Source organism: Pyxidicoccus xibeiensis (assembly GCF_024198175.1).
GTDB lineage: Bacteria > Myxococcota > Myxococcia > Myxococcales > Myxococcaceae > Myxococcus > Myxococcus xibeiensis.
Genome location: NZ_JAJVKV010000001.1, coordinates 1 through 14,188, shown reverse-complemented (window position 1 = coordinate 14,188; position 14,188 = coordinate 1). Strand labels below are relative to the sequence as shown.

Genomic DNA, 14,188 nt, shown 5'->3' with positions numbered 1-14,188 from the left:
GCCGTCGACCGTCATGAGCACCCATCCGAGGACGTCCTCCTCCGTCGTCTCCCTGTCGCTCCTGGTCTTCACCGCCGTGCTGTCCGGCGCGTGCGGTGAAGACGCCAACCCGCTGGACCGGCCCAAGCCGGCGCCCTTCCGCCCGGCCCAGGTCCAGGCCAGCGTGGCGCTCGCGGCGGCGCCGGGCTTCGCGGACCAGTCCGGCGGCGGCGTCTTCGCCAGCGCCGCGGGAGGGCTCGTCCGGCTGCGGCTGGACGGCTCTCGCGGCGCGCTGGAGCCGCACCCGGGCAACACCGTGGAGGCGGGCCCGGTGACGGGCGTCTTCCGGCTGGGGCCCCACAGCGCGCTGGTGGAGGCGCAGAATGGCCTGTTCCTCGCCGAGTCGGGCTGGCTCATCGCCCCGCCCTGGCGCACCGCGCTGGCGCCGGGTGTCACCGCCACCGCGCAGTCGGCCGACGGCGCGGTGTGGCTGGCGCACACCAGCGGCCTGTACCGGCTGCAGGAGGGCACGCTGTCCGCGCTGAAGGTGGGCGGCGAGCCGCTGACGGGCATCACCGCGATGGCGGCGGCCCCAGCGGCGGATGGCTCGCCGGGCGTGTGGTTCCTGCGCGACGGGAAGCTGAGCGTGGCGGTGGCCACCGGCGCCACCAGCTACCAGGTGCGCGACGCGAGCGCGCCGCTGGACAAGGGCGAGGTCGTCGAGTCGCTGGCGGGCCTGGGCCCGGCGGTGGGCACGGCGGGAGAGCTGTGGCTGCTCACCAACCAGGGCCTGCTGCGCCGCACGCGCGAGGCCTGGCACCGGGTGGACCTGGGGGAGCAGCCGGTGCAGCTGCTCGCGGCGGGCCGCTTCATGTGGGTGAAGTCGAGCGACGCGCTGTTCCTGTACGACGCGGACGCCGCCACGGGCGCGTGGGGCGAGGTGTCGGACCTGGACACGCGAGAGCTGCGCTTCCTCGCCGTGGACGAGGCCGGCACCGCGTGGGTGCAGCTCGGCGGTGCGACGGTGGCCCTCAGCCGCTCGCCGGCGCCGCGCGTGACGGGGCTGCACCAGGGAATGCAGGTGGTGGAGGACGGCCTGGTCGTCCGCGCGGTGCCGCCGCCGGGCACGCCGCCCGAGCGCATCTTCTTCCGGCTGAGCGGAGTGGAGGTGCCGGCCACCGGGCCCGAGTACAGCCTGGGTGGCGCGGAGGCGGATGGCACGCTCAAGGCGTACTCCTTCGCGGGCCTGGACGCCGGGCGTCACGCGCTCGACGTGGTGGCGCGCTTCGCGGACGGCAGCGAGGCGCGGCGCTCCGTGCCCTTCGACTACCAGCCGGTGTCCTCCGGGCCGGTGAGCTGGGCGGTGGACATCCGTCCCGTCCACGAGTCACGCTGCGCGAAGTGCCACACCACCAGTCCGGGCCGGCCGCTCAACACCTACGAGCTTTGGCAGGCCAACGCGGCCTCCATCACCGCCGCCGTCCGGGAGAAGCGCATGCCCGCTGACGGGCCGTTGGATCCGCAGCTCATCACCCTCATCCAGCGCTGGGCCGCGTCCGGCGCGAAGCCCTGAAGCAGCCGTCCCCCCGAGGCACCCGACATGATTCGACTGACCCGCGCGGCCCCCCTCCTCGCGCTCCTCGCCGCCGCCTGCTCGGACGAGCCGGACCAGGCGCGCGTGGTGCCGTTGCCGCCCACGGTGGACTTCTGCACGGGCCTGCCGCCGCTGGCCCTCACGGTGGAGCCCGCGCGCGTGCGCGTGGCCGGCCCGGTGGCGCTGGCGGCCACCGGCGGGAGCGGCCAGTACCGCTTCCTGCTGGAGCCGGGCGGCTCCTCGGGAGAGCTCATCGGCAACCGCTTCGTCGCGGGGCGCACGCCCGCCACCGACACGCTCATCGTGGAGGACGCGAAGTGCCCCGGGGACGCCCGCGCCAGCGTGTCGGTGGTGGCCGCCTTCGACGTGGCCCCCGCGCGCGCGGAGCTGCCGCCGGGCACCTCCTTCCAGATTGCCTCGGCCGGGCTGTTGGGCTCGGCCTCGTACACCCTGACGCGCAGCGAGTCCGGTGCCACCCTCACGCCCGGAGGCGTCTACACGGCGGGCGCGCGGGACGGGCTGGACATCCTCACCGTGCGCGACTCGAGCACGGGCGACGAGGCGCAGCTGCAGTACCAGGTGCGCACGGGCGCGAAGCTGACGGGCGACCCGGCCTTCCTCGCGGTGCCCTCCGGCGGCTCCGTGCCGCTGGCCACGCGCGGCGGCGGGGACCGCATCACCTGGGCCAAGGTGTCGGGCCCCGGGACGCTGGCGGACGGGCGGCTGTCCTTCGCGCCCGGCGACACCGGCGTCACGGTGCTGACGGCGACGGACCCCTTCATCAAGCAGACGGCGCAGGTGTCGGTGCGCGTGCTGGCCGAGCTGACGCGGCCGGGCCAGGCGCACGGCCGCCTCACGGACGCGGCCACCATGGTGACGGCGGACTTCGACGGCGACGGGACGCAGGACCTGGCGGTGGGCCAGCGCGAGAGCGACCTGGGCAGGCCCAACGGCGGCGCCGTCTTCATCTTCAAGGGCGGCACGGACGGCCTGCCCGCCCAGCCCACGTGGGTGCTCACCGGCAGCACGGACACGGCCAACTTCGGTGACGCGCTGGCCGCGGGCGACCTGGACGCGGACGGGCGCGCGGAGCTGGTGGTGTCCTCGCCCGGCGCGGACGTGGCCGTCAACAACGCGGGCGCGGTGTACCTCTATACCTTCAAGGGCGGCACGCCGGCCCCGCTGCGACTGCAGCTCGCGGGCCTGCTGCGCGACGCCGCGTTCGGCGCGGGCATGGCCGTCGCGGACCTGGATGGCGACGGCGACCCGGACCTCGCCGTGGGCGCGCCGCTGGGAGACCTGGCGCCCACGCAGGCCATCAACCGGCGCGGCACGGTGGACCTCTACCTCTCGGAGAGCAGCAGCCCGGTGCCGGACCTGCCGGCGGTGCGGCTGGGCGGCTCGGACCTGACGCGCGAGGGCGCGCTGGTGGCGCGCAGCAGCTCGGACCTGGGGCGCGCCGTGCTGGCGGCGGACCTCAACGCGGACGGGCGCGTGGACCTCGCGGCGCTCGGCCGCATCTCCCGCTACAACGCGGAGGGCGCGGTGTCCGGCTCCCAGGTGGCCATCTCCGTCTTCTTCGCGCGGGCCGAGGGCTCGCGCTTCCGGGCCTCGCCGGACGTGTACGTGCTGCCCTCCAACACCGCGGACGGCACCGAGGGCACGTGGCGGCTGGGCGCCGTCCCGGGCGAGGGCTCTCGGCCCCCGCTGCTGCTGGCCGTCGCGGACCAGCTCGACTCGCCGGACCTGCGCTCCAGCGGCGGCGTCCAGTCCGGCGGCGACGCAGGCGGCGCGCTCCTGTTCGACCTCAGCGAGCGCACGCCCGCGGGCGACCCGGCCGCCACGCCTCCGCAGGTGAAGCGCGAGGAGGCCTTCGCCCGCATCTACGGCGACGCGGGCGGCATCCTCGCGGGCCGCAGCTGGGCGGTGCTGGACGTGGACGGCGCGCCGGGGCCGGAGCTGCTGCTGGGCGCGCCCCGCGCGTCCGCGCCCGCCCCCGGCAACACCACGCTGCGCTGGAGCGGCAAGGTGCTGGTGTACCCGCTGGCGACCCTCACGAAGGGCGCCGTCCTCAACAAGCCGGTGGCCACGCTCAACGGCACGGCGAAGTCGGACACGCTGGGCTCCGGCCTGGCGTCGTGGAGCCTGCCGTCGGGCAACGTGCTGGTGGCCTTCTCCGGGCGGGCCTCGTCGGACACGGGCGCCTTCACGGGCCGGGTGGAGCTGTACCAGCGCACGGGTGCGTCGCTGGCCGAGTGGCCCCGCACCGGCGTCATGGTGCCGGTGAAGCCGAGCGTGGAGCGCTACGGCGAGACGGTGGCCATCGCTCGCGGCGTGCAGAACCGGGTGATGACGGCGGTGGGCGCGCCGGGCTGGTCCGGTGCGGGCTCCAACGGGGACGGTGACGCGCTGTCCATCGGCCGGGCCTACGCGCATGACGTGAGCCAGCCGGCGGCCGCGAGGATTGCGGAGGAGGGCGCCCCCTCTCCCAGCAAGGCGGGCCGCGGCGTGGGGCAGGACGTGGCCTTCACCGACTTCAACGGTGACGGGCGGCAGGACCTGGTGGTGGCGGCCACGGGCTTCTACGTGCCGGGCACGGGCACCACGGCGTCGAATGCCGAGCTGACCAGCACCTACGCCAGCGTGGATGCGGCGTGTGTCACCACCGGCACCCTGTCGGTGGGCGGCCTGCTGGTGTCGCTGGGGCAGGCGGACGGCACCTTCAAGCCGGCCTTCCGGCTGTGGGCGCCCACGCAGATTGCCGGCTGCACGCCGGACACGGACGCCCGGTGCAGGCGCTCCTCCATCGGCCGCGGCGTCGTCGGCGGCTTCGACTTCAACAACGACGGCAAGGAGGACCTCGGCGTCCTGCGTGACAAGGGCCTCGAGGTGTTCCTCGGCCGCGCGCCGGAAGACGCCTCGCTGGCGAAGCTGACCATGGGCTGCGACCCCGTCTACTCGTGGCCGTCGCTGAACCTCCAGACGTCCGTGCCGACGACGCTGGAGGACCTGAACGGCGACAGCTGCGACGAGCTGGCCTGGCGCTACGCGGAAGGCACGCGCTCCGGCGTGGCCATCCTCTTCGGCTACGACACCGGTGGCACGCGCTGCGGCACGCGCACCACGCCCACCGTGCTGCGCATCGCCGGCGACAGCGAGGTGAGCCTCGCCAACCAGGGCCTGGGCGTGGGCATTGCCCGGGCCGGCAGGTTCCTGAACGACACGCGCGACTTCGTGGCCATCAGCGCCTCCAGCCTCCCCTTCAACGGGGTGACGCAGCCGGTGGTGCTCCTCTTCGACAAGGCGGACCTCATCAGGGAGATGGACGAGCGGCGCACCGCGGGCCTCCCGCTGGTGATTGGCTCGCTGGGGGATGGCGTGACGCCGGTGACGCTGGTGCACCGCACCCGCGCGGTGAGCTTCGGCGCCGCGCTGGCCGGCGGCAGGGACGTCACCGGTGACTCCGTGCCGGACCTGCTGGTGGGCGCGCCGGGGGCCTCGGAGGCCTCGGATGGCGGCGGCGCCGTGTTCCTCTACGCGGGCGGCCGGGGCCAGGAAGGCGCCCTCTCCCCCTACCTCATGGTGGTGGGTGACGGCTCGGAGCGCAGCGCGCTGGGGCAGGACCTGGCGCTGATGCCGGGCAGTGGGACGGTGCCGCACACTGTCGTCATCGGTGCGCCACGCAGCTACCGCACGGGGACCCAGAACGGCACGGCCTTCGCCCTGCCGCTCGCCTTCTGAACTGCCAGGCCTCGAGGCCGTTGGTCTCCAGGTGGAAACGGGCCTATTCTGTGTCCGTTCTCACTGTAGGAGTTTCATGTCACGGCAACAAGAGTGGATTCAGGGCGAGCAGCGGGCGTGGTTGGAGCCACCGGACATCCTCTGGGCGCACTTCCGGGGAGCCATCTCCGTGGAGACGTCGCAGTGGTCCTGCGCCGTCTACCGGGAAGTGGGGACGGTGCAGCGCTTCTACCTGGCCGCGGACATCTCCGGCTCGCAGCTGAGCTCGGAGTCGCGCCGCTACCTCGTGGACCACGCGAAGGCGGAGTGGTTCCTGGGCCTCGTCTACATCGGCGCCGGGCTGGACCAGAAGGCCACCACGAAGAGCCTGATGGTGGGCTCCATCCTCAGCGGCGGCAGGCCGCTGGACCTGGTGTACGTGGACACGCCGGAGCAGGCGCGCGCGTGGATTGAGCAGCACCGCGCGGCGGCCACGGCCCACGCGGGCTGACGTCAGCGCGAGGGCGCCTCTTCCGGAGGGATGAGGTTGGCGAGCGCGGCGCCACCGAGGATGAGCCCTCCGCCCACCAGCAGCGACAGGGTGAGGGGCTCGTCGAGGAACACCACGCCCAGCACCACCGCCACCAGCGTGTCCAGCAGGGCCATGGCGCCGAGCGCCGCCAGGGAGATGCGCGGCAGCAGCCAGTAGAGGCACTGGTAGGTGAGCACCGTGCCACACAGCGCCAGGTAGAGGACGGCGAGCACCGAGCGGGACGTCCAGTTCACCGGCTGGCCGGCCTCGAACAGGAAGGACAGCGCGAGCAGCGGCAGGGCGCTGCTGAACGTCTGGCCGAACACGAGCACGTGCGCAGGCACGTGGCCCATGTGCTTCTTGGCCAGCACGTTGGCCACGGCGATGACCGCCACCGAGCCCAGGCACAGCAGGCACCCGAGCAGCACGTTGCCCGTCACCTCCAGCGCGCCCAGCCCGGAGTGCTGGAGCACCACCACGCCCGCCACGCCCAGCCCCGCGGCCAGCAGCTTGCGCACGGTGAGGTGCTGCTCCGGCATCATCACCCGGCCCACCAGCAGCAGCCACACGGGGAAGGTGGAGAACAGCAGCGCCGCCCAGCTGGACGGAATCCACTGCTGCCCGACGAAGAGCAGGCCGAAGGGAATACCAATCTGCAGCAGGCCCAGCCCGGCGATGCGCCAGCCCGTGCGCGCGCCCAGTGACGCGCCCCGCGCGCGGGCGAAGGGCAGCAGGGCCAGGCCCGCCACCAGCATGCGGATGCCCACGAAGCGCAGCGGGGGCAAATCCTCCAGGCCCACCTTCACCACCGACCACGTGGAACCCCAAAGCAGGAAGCAGGCGCAGTAGGCGAGGGCGACCTTCAGCGGGCCGCCAGGCTTCACGGCGCCGGTGACGGTGGGGGCGGAGGACATGGGCGCGTCGGACTACCACGGCCGGCGGCCCGGGTGCGCGCCGCGTCACTCCGGCAGTGTCTGCGGGTCCTTCACCGCCTCGGCGAAGAGGTCTCCCACCGCGTCCAGCCGCTTGCGCAGCGTCTGGACGTTGAAGCGCGCGGGGTTCAGCCGCCGGGTCACCTCGCTCCACTTCACGGGCGCGGAGAAGGTGCCGGGCTCCTTCGCGCGCAGCGAGTAGGGCGCCACTACCGTCTTGCCGCGCGCATTCTGTCCCGCGTCCAGGTACAGCCGTCCCTTGCGCTTCTTGATGGCGCGCTCGGTGGTGGCGATGTCCCCCAGGTCGGCCTCCAGCTCCGCGACCAGCGCGTCCGCGAAGGCCTGGGTCCGCGCGTAGGTGTGGCCCGGGGCCAGCGGCACCAGCACGTGCAGGCCCCGCTTGCCGGACGTCTTGGGGTAGCCCCTGAGTCCCCGCGCCTCCAGCTTCTCGCGCAGCGCGCGCGCCACCGTCACCACGTCCGCCCAGCCGCCGTCGCCCGGGTCCAGGTCCAGCACCAGGAAGTCCGGCTGCGCCAGCCTGGGGGCCCGGCTGGGCCACATGTGCAGCGTGAGCGCGGACTGGTTCGCCAGCCACAGCAGCGGCTCCTCGCTCTTCACATTCACGTGGCGCAGCGTCTTGTCCTCGTGGCGCACCGTCAGCGTGGGCACCCACGGGGGGATGCCGGACGGCTCGTGACGGAAGAAGCCCGGCGCCTGGATGCCCGCGGGCCACTGCTCGAGCGCGATGGGCCGGTCCGTCAGCACGGGCACCAGCAGCGGCGCCACCTCGCGGTAGTACGCGAAGACGTCCGCCTTCGTCAGCCCGCTCTCGGGGAAGAGCACGCGGTCGCCGTGCGTCAGCTTCGCGCGGCCGACCTGGGCGTCTCCCTCGGGCTTCCGCACCGCCGCCGTGCGCGCGGCCAGCGCGGCGGGCGCGCGCCGTGTGCCCGTGGCGGCCCGCTGCTTCCGGACGGGCGCGGCCTTGCGCACCGGCCGCGTGCTGGCACGGGCCTCCTGCGCTCGCGCCCCGCGAGCCACCGGGGCCGGCAGCTCGCGCACGACCTCGATGGGGCGCTTGTCGGTGCGCAGGCCCTCGTAGACGGGGTGGCGCAGCCGGCCGTCCTCCGTCCACTCGGTGAAGTGGACCTGGGCCACGTGGCGCGGCCTCACCCACACCGCGCCCTTGCGAGGCTTCGCGTCCACGGCCATGGGCGCGCTCACGCGGTCCTTGTCGAGCAGCTGGCGCAGCGCGCTCCGGTCCTTCGAGGAGAAGCCCGTGCCCACCTTGCCCACGTCGTGGAAGCCGTTCTCGTCGTGGACGCCCACCAGCAGCGCGCCCAGCTCCGTCTTCGCGCGCTCGTTCTGGATGGGCAGGTAGCCCAGGATGACCACCTCCTGGCCCGCCACCACCTTCAGCTTCAGCCAGTCCCCGGAGCGGGTGCCCACATACGCCGAGCCCCGGCGCTTGGCGATGAGCCCCTCCCACCCGCGCCGCTGCGCCGCGCCCATCGCGCGCTCCAGCGGCAGGTCCAGCCGCTCCGACACCTGGAGCGGGAGCTTCACGTCCCGCAGCAGCCGCTCCAGCCGCTCGCGGCGCTCCTCCAGTGGCAGCCCCCGCAGGTCCTCGCCCTCCAGCCACAGCACGTCGAAGATGACGAAGCGCTGCTCCACGCCGGCCTGGTTCTGCAAGAGCTGGAAGCGCGAGCGGCCCTTCGGGTCCAGCGCCACGATTTCGCCGTCCAGCACCGCGTCCTTCACGTCCAGGGCGCGCAGCGCCGCCGCCAGCTCCGGGAAGCGCGCTGACAAGTCATTGCCCCGCCGGCTCTGGAGGGCCAGCTTCCCGCCCAGCAGCCCCGCTACCGCGCGGAAGCCGTCGTACTTCACCTCGTAGACGTGCGTGTCGTCGCTGGCCTCCTCGGGCACCGACAGCCGCGCCAGCATGGGAGGCCAGACGCGCTCCAGCAGCGTCTCCGGTGTGCGGGCCGCCGGCTCGGGCGTCAGGCTGAAGTCGCGCTTGCTGCGGTAGGTCTCGAGACGGGCGTTTGGGCGTTTCACGCCTGAACCTTTGGCATCCAGCGTGCCACCGGCAAATCCCGTGGAGGAAGGGAAGGGAGAGGAGCACGCGCCCCGGGCCCCCACCCACTGTCCGGAGGGCCGCCAGCCAACCGGGCCCCGCTGAGACCGGGCTCGGGACGCGTGGACTGCGTACTGCTCACCCCTCACTTCAAAAGGTAGGGGCTCCCGCGCGCGCGGCACGCGAGGCGCGTGGGACTGGCCGGAGGGGAAGGAGGCACCTGCACCTGCCCCGGGGCCCGGGCGTGCGCATCTCTGTTCCCGGAGGGTACATGGGGTCCGAAGCCATCGGCTGGTTCAGCTCGTTCATCCTGGTGCTGACCATCGGCAAGCAGGTCTACAAACAGTGGAAGTCCGGCTCCAGCGAGGGCGTGTCCAAGTGGCTCTTCGTGGGGCAGATAACAGCCTCCGTCGGCTTCACCATCTACAGCCTCATGGTGCGCAACTGGGTCTTCGTGGTGACGAACGCCCTGCTCCTGCTGAGCGCCCTGCTGGGCATCGTCATCGTCTTCAAGCACCGCCATGCGGAGCGTCGGCGCGGGACCCAGGGTGGCCAGCCCGCGGGGGGGCGTGAGTCCACCCGTCCCGTCCACGCCTGAACTCCGGACGAGGCCTGCCCGCCTGCCCTCCAGGCCTGATGGGAGGCGGACCTCGGGGACAGGTTGGCTGATGGGAAGAGTCAGCCCACATTGCCCCAGTCCCGTTGAGGAGGTCCCATGGCCGAGAATTCCGAAGTAGCCCGGCTGCGCAGCCTGGCCCAGCTCGACGCGGATGCGGTGGGTGCGTACGACGCGGCACTCGCGCGCATCCCGGAGCAGCTGGTCCGTGAGCGGCTGAACGATTTCCGCATTGACCACATGCGACACGTGCAGGACCTCAATGCCCTCATCAGCCAGTTCGGAGGAACGCCGGTGGACCTGCGGCCGGACTTCAAGGGCGCGGCGATGAAGAGCCTGACCGCGATGACGAGCATGATGGGCACCGAGGCCGCGCTGGTGGCCATGCTCGGCAACGAGGAGTTCACCAACCGCACCTACGACCTGGCCCTGCGGTTCGACTGGAGCCCCGAGGTGCGCTCGCTCATCGAGAAGCACCGCGAGGACGAGCGCCGCCATGTGCTTTGGGTCCGGGAGGCCGTCAGGACCCGTCCCTGGGAGCGCCAGCGCGCCGCCGTCCACGACGGCTCCGAAGCCCAGGCCTGAGGCGGGCGGCGGCTCCCATTCCGTCGATATGCCAGGGCCAGGCCCGCGTTCCCCCTCCGAGCTGACACTCGAGAAGGGGTAGCGGATGCGCTTGGTAACGTACGCGGCGGTGCTGCTGGCATGCATGGTGGCGGGCTGCTCGGCCCGCCAGGGTGGCCTGGACATTCCCGACCGGGAGGCCATCTACGACCGTCCGCTGGAAGAGATGTGGCCGGAAGTGCGCCAGTTCTTCACGGAGAACAACCTGCCCTTCCGCGAGGACAAGGGCAGCATGGTCCTCCAGACCGAGTGGCGCGAGGAGTTCGGCGGCTCGAAGGTGGCGGGCTTCTGGCACCGCTACCTGGTGCTAGGCAAGCGCGAGTCCCCCACGCAGAGCAAGCTCTGGGTCATCCGCGTCACCAAGAGCGCCAACAAGGCGCTGTCGCAGCCCGGCAAGGAGCTGGACTGGAGCTCCAGCCGGGTCGGGCACGGTCCCACCGGCGACAAGGATGCCGCCCGGACGGGCAGCGAGTTCAGCGAGCCCACCACGAGCCCCGAGGACTGGGAGGAGATGCTGGACGAGCCGATGGGGGAGAACTCGCACTTCGCGGAGTCTGGGCAGGGCTCGCGAGACCTGGTGATGGAGTGGCGCGTGTTCAACGCGGTGGCTCCGAAGCTGGCGAAGGAAGAGAACGCGCCCAAGCCGGTGCAGGTGGCCCGGGCCCCCAATGCCAAGGACGCGCCGAGCGCCATCGCCATGGAGTGCGGGCTGCCCATCATCGGCCTGGGCAAGCAGGTGAAGCAGGGCGGAGTGCTGCTGCTGGGCGAGATGCACGGCACGCAGGAGGTGCCGCGCTTCGTGGCGCAGGCGGCCTGCCAGGCGACGGTGGCCGGTACGCCGGTGACGGTGGGGCTGGAGCTGCCGCTGGAGAACCAGACGCGGGTGGACGCGTTCCTGGAGAGCGCGGGCACGGAGGACGACTGGCTGAAGCTGATGGAGGCGCCCTTCTGGCGCAGCCCGTACCCGGACGGGCGCAGCAGCGAGGCGGTAGCGAACATGCTGGAGCAGCTGCGCCAGCTGCGCTCGCAGGGGCTGGACGTGGACGTCTTCGTCTTCGACCACCCGAAGGCGCAGGGCCAGGCGCGTGAGACGGCGATGGCCGCCACGGTGAAGCACCAGGTGGAGTCGGCGAAGGGGCGCTTCTACATGGTGCTCACCGGCAACATCCACTCGCGCACGAAGCAGGGCCTGCCGTGGGACAAGAAGTTCCAGCCCATGGGGATGCTGCTGAAGGAAGAGCTCGACGACGTGGTGGCGCTGGACATGGCGTACGACAGCGGCTCGGCGTGGATCTGCGCGGTGAACAACAAGCTGGACTGCGGGATTCGGGAGGCGAAGGGGAAGGACAACGGGGACCGCTTCTTCATGCACCAGTGGGCCGGGGTGAACGACGACGGGTACCACGGCGTCTTCTACGTGGGCCCGGTCAATGCGTCCGCGCCCGCGGTGCACCGGGGGCTGGGGCGTCCTGGGGCGGACGACAACTCGGTCCACCCGGCGAGGGACCAGGGCTCGTCGCTCGCGTCCATCCACTGAGAGTGGGGGGCGCGGGTGGGATGATCCTCGCGGCCGATATGCCAGAGCCGTGCCTGTCGTTTACGCTCCCGGGGATTCGCTTCCGAGGAGGGGCTTCAGATGCGCGTGATGGCATACGCGGCGGTGCTGCTGGCATGCATAGGGGTGGGCTGCGCGGCCCGGATGAGTGAGCTGGACATCCCGGACCGGGAAGCCATCTACGACCGGCCGCTGGAAGAGATGTGGCCGGAGGTCCGCCAGTTCTTCACGGAGAACAGCCTGCCCTTCCGCGAGGACAAGGGCAGCATGGTGCTGCAGACGGAGTGGCGCCAGGAGTTTGGCGGCTCGAAGGTCGCGGGCTTCTGGCACCGCTACATGGTGCTGGGCAAGCGCGAGTCCCCCACCCAGAGCAAGCTTTGGATCATCCGCATCACGAAGAGCGCCAACAAGGCGCTGTCCAAGCCCGGCAAGGAAATCGACTGGGGTGTCAGCCGCGCCCTGGGTGCCAATGGCGGGGATGGGGAGATCAGCGTCGAGGACATGGAGGCGTACTTCGACGCGCCGCAGGGGGAGAACTCCCACTTCGCGGAGTCCGGGCAGGGCTCGCGAGACCTGGTGATGGAGTGGCGGGTGTTCCGCTCGGTGGCGCCGAAGCTGGAGAAGGAGAAAGCGCAGCCGGTGCAGGTGGCCCGGGCGCCCGACGCGAAGGCCGCTCCCAACGCCATGGCCATCGAATGCGGGCTGCCCATCATCGGCCTGGGCAAGCAGGTGAAGCAGGGTGGGGTGCTGCTGCTGGGCGAGATGCACGGCACGCAGGAGGTGCCGCGCTTCGTGGCGCAGACCGCCTGTCAGGTGATGGTGGCGGGAACGCCGGTGACGGTGGGGCTGGAGCTGCCACTGGAGAACCAGACGCGAGTGGACGCGTTCCTGGAGAGCGCGGGCGGCGAGGACGACTGGCTGAAGCTGATGGAGGCGCCCTTCTGGCGCAGCCCCTACCCGGACGGCCGTAGCAGCGAGGCGGTGGCGAACATGCTGGAGCAGCTGCGCCAGCTGCGCTCGCGCGGGCTGGACGTGGAGGTCTTCGTCTTCGACCACCCGATGGCCCAGGGGCAGGCGCGCGAGACGGCGATGGCCGCCACGGTGAAGCATCAGGTGGAGTCGGCGAAGAATCGCTTCTATGTGGTGCTCTCCGGCAACGTCCACTCGCGCACCAGGCAGGGGCTGCCGTGGGACAAGAAGTTCCGTCCGATGGGCCTGCTGCTGCAGGAGGCCCTCGACGATGTGGTGGCGCTGGACATGGCGTATGACAGCGGCTCGGCGTGGATCTGCGCGGTGGACAGCAAGGGCGTGAAGGACAGGCTGGACTGCGGCATCCGCAACGCGAAGGGGAAGGACAACGGAGACCGCTTCTTCGTGCACCGCTGGGCCGGGGTGAACGAGTCGGGCTACCACGGCGTCTTCTACGTGGGCCCGGTGAACGCGTCGGTGCCGGCGGTGCAGCGGGGGCTGGGCCGTCCGGGCGCGGACGAGAACTCGGCCCGCTCCGCGAGCGAGCAGGACGCGTCGTCCGCGGCCTCTCACTGACGGGCGCCTCACCCGGCCGCGAGGGCTCTCGCGGCCGATATGCCAGGGACTCCGTCGCGTTCCCTCCCCGGGTCGTTCTCGAGGAGGGGTATCGAATGCGCGCGATGGCATACGCGGCTGTAGCACTGGCATGCATGGTGGCGGGCTGTGCGTCCCGCCAGGGTGCCCTGGACATTCCGGACCGGGAGGCTATCTACGACCGGCCCCTGGAAGAGGTTTGGCCGGAGGTGCGCCAGTTCTTCACGGACAACCAGCTGTCCTTCCGTGAGGACAAGGGCAGCATGGTGCTCCAGACGGAGTGGCGCGAGGAGTTCGGTGGCTCGAAGGTCGCGGGCTACTGGCACCGCTATCTCGTCCTGGGCAAGCGTGAGTCTCCCACGCAGAGCAAGCTCTGGGTCATCCGCATCACCAAGAGCGCGAACAAGGCGCTGTCCCAGGCGGGCAAGGAGCTGGACTGGAGCGTCAACCGCTCGGTGGGCATGTCGCACAACGGGGATGCGCCTGAGGCGGTGATGGCCAACCCGGAAGGGTTCGACACCATGTTCAGCGCCGAGGACCTGGAGGACCGGTTCGATGCGCCGCGCGGAGAGAACTCGCACTTCGCGGAGTCTGGGCAGGGCTCGCGAGACCTGGTGATGGAGTGGCGCGTGTTCAACGAGGTGGCCCCGAAGCTGGCGAAGGAGGAGAACGCGCCCAAGCCGGTGCAGGTGGCCCGGGCCCCCAATGCCAAGGAAGCCCCGAGTGCCATCACCATGGAGTGCGGCCTGCCCATCATCGGGCTGGGCAAGCAGGTGAAGCAGGGCGGAGTGCTGCTGCTGGGCGAGATGCACGGTACGCAGGAGGTGCCGCGCTTTGTGGCGCAGGCGGCCTGCCAGGCGACGGTGGCCGGTACGCCGGTGACGGTGGGCCTGGAACTGCCGCTGGAGAACCAGACGCGGGTGGACGCGTTCCTGGAGAGCGCGGGTGGCGAGGACGACTGGCTGAAGCTGATGGAGGCGCCCTTCTGGCGCAGTCCCT

General features: G+C 71.9%; 9 protein-coding genes and 1 pseudogene. 8 read left to right on the top strand and 2 right to left on the bottom strand.

From position 1 onward, the window contains the following. Positions 1–13: 13 nt before the first annotated feature. The 3 genes from LXT23_RS00050 to LXT23_RS00040 all read left to right on the top strand — a co-directional run bounded on the left by LXT23_RS00050 (position 14) and on the right by LXT23_RS00040 (position 5,804). Positions 14–1,552: a hypothetical protein gene (locus tag LXT23_RS00050; protein ID WP_253977967.1), complete on the top strand. Its 1,539-nt coding sequence runs from the start codon at positions 14–16 to the stop codon at positions 1,550–1,552. A 27-nt stretch (positions 1,553–1,579) separates the two neighbouring features. Next, positions 1,580–5,314: a VCBS repeat-containing protein gene (locus tag LXT23_RS00045; RefSeq protein ID WP_253977966.1), complete on the top strand. Its 3,735-nt coding sequence runs from the start codon at positions 1,580–1,582 to the stop codon at positions 5,312–5,314. Positions 5,315–5,390: 76 nt separating this feature from the next. After that, entirely contained in the window at positions 5,391–5,804 is a 414-nt protein-coding gene (locus LXT23_RS00040) for a hypothetical protein (protein ID WP_253977965.1), read from the top strand. 2 nt (positions 5,805–5,806) lie between these two features. Here the strand turns inward: LXT23_RS00040 and LXT23_RS00035 are convergent, their stop codons facing one another. Continuing rightward, entirely contained in the window at positions 5,807–6,739 is a 933-nt protein-coding gene (locus LXT23_RS00035; RefSeq protein WP_253977964.1) for a DMT family transporter, read from the bottom strand. 45 nt (positions 6,740–6,784) lie between these two features. Next, on the bottom strand, positions 6,785–8,812 hold the full coding sequence (gene ligD, locus LXT23_RS00030; protein WP_253977963.1) for a DNA ligase D: 2,028 nt from the start codon (positions 8,810–8,812) through the stop codon (positions 6,785–6,787). Between the two features lie 290 nt (positions 8,813–9,102). Between ligD and LXT23_RS00025 the strand changes: the two genes are divergently transcribed. The 5 genes and pseudogenes from LXT23_RS00025 to LXT23_RS00005 form a co-directional block, all read left to right on the top strand. Continuing rightward, positions 9,103–9,429 carry a PQ-loop repeat-containing protein gene (locus LXT23_RS00025; RefSeq protein ID WP_253977962.1) on the top strand — a complete coding sequence of 109 codons (327 nt, stop codon included), beginning with the start codon at positions 9,103–9,105 and terminating at the stop codon, positions 9,427–9,429. A 117-nt stretch (positions 9,430–9,546) separates the two neighbouring features. After that, positions 9,547–10,032, top strand: coding sequence for a ferritin-like domain-containing protein (locus tag LXT23_RS00020; RefSeq protein ID WP_253977961.1), 486 nt, complete (start codon positions 9,547–9,549; stop codon positions 10,030–10,032). 85 nt (positions 10,033–10,117) lie between these two features. After that, positions 10,118–11,608 (top strand): ChaN family lipoprotein, encoded by a 1,491-nt coding sequence (locus tag LXT23_RS00015; protein WP_253977960.1) that lies wholly within the window; start codon positions 10,118–10,120, stop codon positions 11,606–11,608. Positions 11,609–11,707: 99 nt separating this feature from the next. After that, the gene (locus LXT23_RS00010) at positions 11,708–13,171 is read left to right on the top strand and encodes a ChaN family lipoprotein (RefSeq protein ID WP_253977959.1); all 1,464 of its coding nucleotides are present in this window, start codon (positions 11,708–11,710) and stop codon (positions 13,169–13,171) included. Positions 13,172–13,266: 95 nt separating this feature from the next. After that, positions 13,267–14,188: pseudogene (locus tag LXT23_RS00005) on the top strand (hypothetical protein); the annotation flags it as partial.